The organism is Streptomyces sp. UNOB3_S3 (assembly GCF_020740895.1).
Taxonomy (GTDB): Bacteria; Actinomycetota; Actinomycetes; order Streptomycetales; family Streptomycetaceae; genus Streptomyces.
On record NZ_JAILXP010000534.1, the window covers coordinates 1 to 3,600 of the forward strand.

General features: G+C 74.9%; 3 protein-coding genes and 2 pseudogenes. 1 reads left to right on the plus strand and 4 read right to left on the minus strand.

What is annotated here, in order from left to right; genetic code table 11:
- Window positions 1-113: 113 nt before the first annotated feature.
- A pseudogene (locus tag K6I33_RS33120) lies at window positions 114-503 on the plus strand (AMP-binding protein); the annotation flags it as partial.
- A 107-nt stretch (window positions 504-610) separates the two neighbouring features.
- Here the strand turns inward: K6I33_RS33120 and K6I33_RS33125 are convergent.
- From K6I33_RS33125 to K6I33_RS33140, 4 genes and pseudogenes are all read right to left on the minus strand, one after another.
- Window positions 611-907: pseudogene (locus tag K6I33_RS33125) on the minus strand (kynureninase); the annotation flags it as partial.
- Between the two features lie 94 nt (window positions 908-1,001).
- A complete protein-coding gene (locus K6I33_RS33130; RefSeq protein ID WP_229358385.1) occupies window positions 1,002-1,823 on the minus strand; it encodes a tryptophan 2,3-dioxygenase family protein in 822 nt (273 codons plus the stop codon).
- A gap of 219 nt (window positions 1,824-2,042) precedes the next feature.
- Window positions 2,043-2,456, minus strand: coding sequence for a DUF3151 domain-containing protein (locus tag K6I33_RS33135; protein ID WP_229358387.1), 414 nt, complete (start codon window positions 2,454-2,456; stop codon window positions 2,043-2,045).
- A 49-nt stretch (window positions 2,457-2,505) separates the two neighbouring features.
- Window positions 2,506-3,600: MFS transporter (locus K6I33_RS33140; protein WP_229358388.1), on the minus strand; the 1,095-nt coding region annotated here is incomplete at its 5' end.

Consider the following 3,600-nt stretch of genomic DNA (forward strand, 5'->3'; position numbering starts at 1 on the left):
TGAGTCCCCCACCTGAGTCCCCCACCTGAGCTCCTCACCTGAGTCCCACCGCACACCTCACGGCACGGATGACATGACACCCACACCCCCCGAAACCAAGCGAACAGGCCCTCATGACAGACATCGACGTTTCCGTCCGGCCGTCCTCCAGCGCCCACCCCGCGATCGCCGGTACGAGCGGCCCACGCGATTACCCGCGTGACCGAAGCCTTCCGGAGTTGTTCGAGGAACAGGCGGCGGCCCGGCCGCATGCGCTCGCGGCCCGGCACGGGGAACGCACGCTGACCTACGGTGAGCTGAGCGCCCGCTCCGGCGCGCTGGCCGCTCATCTGCTCGCCCGGGGTGTCGAGCCCGGCACGCCGGTGGGCGTGTGCGGCAGCCGTTCCCTGGAGGCGCTGGTCGCGCTGCTGGGCATCCTCAAGGCGGGCTGCGCCTACGTCCCGCTCGACGAGGACCTGCCGCCGGCCCGGCTGCGGGCCATGGCCGAGGACGCCGGGCTGCGCGCGGCCGTCGTCCTGCCGGGCAGCACGGGCCCGGTGCGCGGGCTGCCGGTGTGCGTGGAGCTCGACGCGGTCGAGCTTGTGGCCGGCGCCCAGCCGTCCGCCCCCGCCCCCTCCCCCAGGCGGACGGCGGCGACGACGGCCTTGAAGACGTTGACGCTCGTGGAGTCGCCCACGACGATCTGGCCGGGCGCGGCCCCGACGAGCCGCCCGATCCGGTCGCCGACCCGCTCGGGCGCGGTCCACCAGCCGGACTCGCGCCACGAGCGGATGCGCAGCCGCCCCCACTCGTGCCCGACGACGTCGGCCAGGCGGGCGGGGACGGCGCGCGGGAGGGCACCGAGGGAGTTGCCGTCGAGGTAGACGGTGTCGTCGTCGAGGACGAACTCCGCGCGCTTGGCGCGCAGCGCGTCGGCGGCGTCGAGGGCGGCCGCCTCGGCGCGTAGCCCTCCGCGTGGTCCGCCGCGTAATCCTCCGCGTGGCCCTCCGGTGCCCCCGGGGTCAGACACGGCTGCGCGCCGTCCACAGCTCGGGGAAGACGTGCTTGCCGGCCCGCTTCTCCAGCCAGGCGACCCCCGCCGAGCCGCCCGAGCCCACCTTGGCGCCCATCGCCCGTCTCGTGGCGACGAGATGGTCGTTGCGCCAGCGCCACACCAGCTCCGCGACCTCGGTCAGGGCCTCGCCGAGCCGGCACTCCTCGCTGCTCTGGTCACCCGCGTAGACGCGGTGCCAGACGTCCTCGACGGCCGGGTCGCCCGCGTAGCGCGCGGAGAGGTCGCGGTCGAGGACGGCGGCGGGTACCGCGTGGCCGCGCCGGGCCAGCCAGCCCAGCGCCTCGTCGTAGAGGCCGGGCGCGTGGAGGGCCTTCTCCAGCTCCGCGTGGACGCGCGGCGCGCCCCGGTAGGGGACGAGCATCGCGGGGGACTTCTCGCCGAGCAGGAACTCCAGGCGGCGGTAGGTCGCCGACTGGAAGCCGGACGCCTCGCCCAGGGCGGAGCGGTAGGAGTTGAACTGGGCGGGCGTCAGATGGGCGAGCGGCTCCCAGGAGGAGTTGAGCGCCGCCAGCTCGTACGTGGACCGCTTGAGCGCGGCCAGCGCGACGGGCAGCTCGTCCTCGCGCAGGGCGCGGGCGGCGGTCTCCCACTCGTGGACGACGACCGTGAACCACAGCTCCATGACCTGGGTGGTGACGAGGAAGACCATCTCGCCCGGGTCGTCGGAGAGCGGCTTCTGAAGGTTCGTGAGGACCTCGGCGCGGACGTAGTCCTCGTACGGGGTCGTGCCCTCGAACTCGAGGGTGGGGGCTATGGGGGCGTGCGACATCGCGGACTCTCCTCGGCAGAGTGCTCCCGGGTAGCGGTCCGCCCCTTCCCGTCGGCATCGGAGCCCCGGTCCCCTGTTCGCATCTTGCGTCGCGGACACCGCCCGCGGCAAGAGCCGTGGGCGGTGTCCGGTCGCTTCGCGACGGGGTGCCGGCGGGGCGCCGACAGGGTCCGACGGGGTCCGACGGGGTCCGACGAGTCGTCAGGGACGCCGGGGACGTCAGCCCAGGGTGCTGGCGGCCGTCGGGGAGCTGTCGCGCAGGAACGTGCTGCAGCGCTCGTACTCCTCCTGCTCGCCGATCGCCTGGGCGGCGCGGGCGAGGGCGTGGAGGGCGCGCAGGAAGCCGCGGTTGGGCTCGTGCTCGAAGGGCACCGGGCCGTGGCCCTTCCAGCCGCTGCGGCGCAGCGCGTCGAGGCCGCGGTGGTAGCCGGTGCGGGCGTAGGCGTACGACTCGACGGTCCGGCCGGCCTCGAACGCGTCGTCGGCGAGCTGCGCCCAGGCCAGCGAGGACGCCGGGTACTTGGCGGCGACCTCGGCGGGGGCCGCGCCGGAGGCGAGGAGCTCGCGCGGCTCGGGGTCGTCGGGCAGATGGGTCGGGGGCGGTCCCCCGAGCAGGTTCTCGTGAATGGGCATGGGGCCCAGTCTGCCGCAGCCGCGTGCGGTGCCGGAGCTCCCTACCGGGTCACCGTTCCGCGTTCCCGGTCGCGTCCCCCGGGTCCAGCGGCGGCGACGTCACGCCGCAGTGGAAGGCGCACTCGGGGTGGCAGGAGGCCGGTTCCGGCTCGCGGATCGTCCACCAGGCGAGTGCGGCGCCGATGACCAGCGCTCCGGCACAGTAGACCATGGCCAGGACGAACGCGTCGGAGAAGGCCGCCGGGTCCCGGTAGGCGTCGGGTCCCATGCCCGCCGCCAGCGGCAGCGCGGCCACGGCGATCAGTCCGGCGGCCCGGGCGGCGGCGTTGTTGATGCCGCTGGCCAGCCCGGCCCGGGCCACGTCGACGGAGGCCAGGACCGTCGCGGTGAGCGGGGCGACCAGCGTGACCATGCCCAGGCCCAGGACGACGAGCGGGGGCAGCACGTCCCGCCAGTAGACGGCGCCGGGCCCGACGCGCGTCATCAGCAGCATCCCCACCGCGCACAGCAGCGGCCCGGCCGTCAGCGGCACGCGCGGCCCGATGCGCTGGGCTATTCGGCCGGAGCGGGAGGACAGCAGCAGCATCAGCACGGTCGTGGGCAGCAGGGCCGTGCCGGCCTCCAGGGCGGACCAGCCGACGACGACCTGGAGCTGGAGGACGGAGAGGAAGAAGAAGCCGCTGAAGGCCGCGTAGACGAAGAACGTGACGACGTTGACGGACGAGAACAGCCGGACGCGGAAGATCCCCAGCGGCAGCATCGGATCGGTCCGCCGTCGCTCGACCCGGAGGAAGGCCGCGCCCAGCAGGACGCCCGCGACCGCGGGGACGATCACCCAGGCCGAGAGGCCCTTGTCGGGGGCGGCGATCAGCGCGTACGTCACGGCGGCGAGGGTGAGGGCGCCCAGCGCGGCGCCGGCGGCGTCGAAGCGGCCGCGGGCCGTGGGGTCCCGGGTCTCGGGGACGTGCCGCCGGGCGACGAGGACGCACAGGGCAGCGGGCGGGAGGTTGATCAGAAACACCCAGCGCCAGCCGGGCCCGTCCACCAGCCAGCCGCCGACGAACGGCCCCACGGCCGCGGCGACCCCGCCACGGGCCGCCGCTGGAAGTCCGTCTACACCCCCGACGTCCTCGCCGTGGGCGAG

Bases quoted from the DNA above. Each gene is read 5' to 3' on its own strand.
- K6I33_RS33130 (WP_229358385.1), bottom strand. From the start codon at position 1,823: ATGTCGCACGCCCCCATAGCCCCCACCCTCGAGTTCGAGGGCACGACC.
- K6I33_RS33135 (WP_229358387.1), bottom strand. From the start codon at position 2,456: ATGCCCATTCACGAGAACCTGCTCGGGGGACCGCCCCCGACCCATCTG.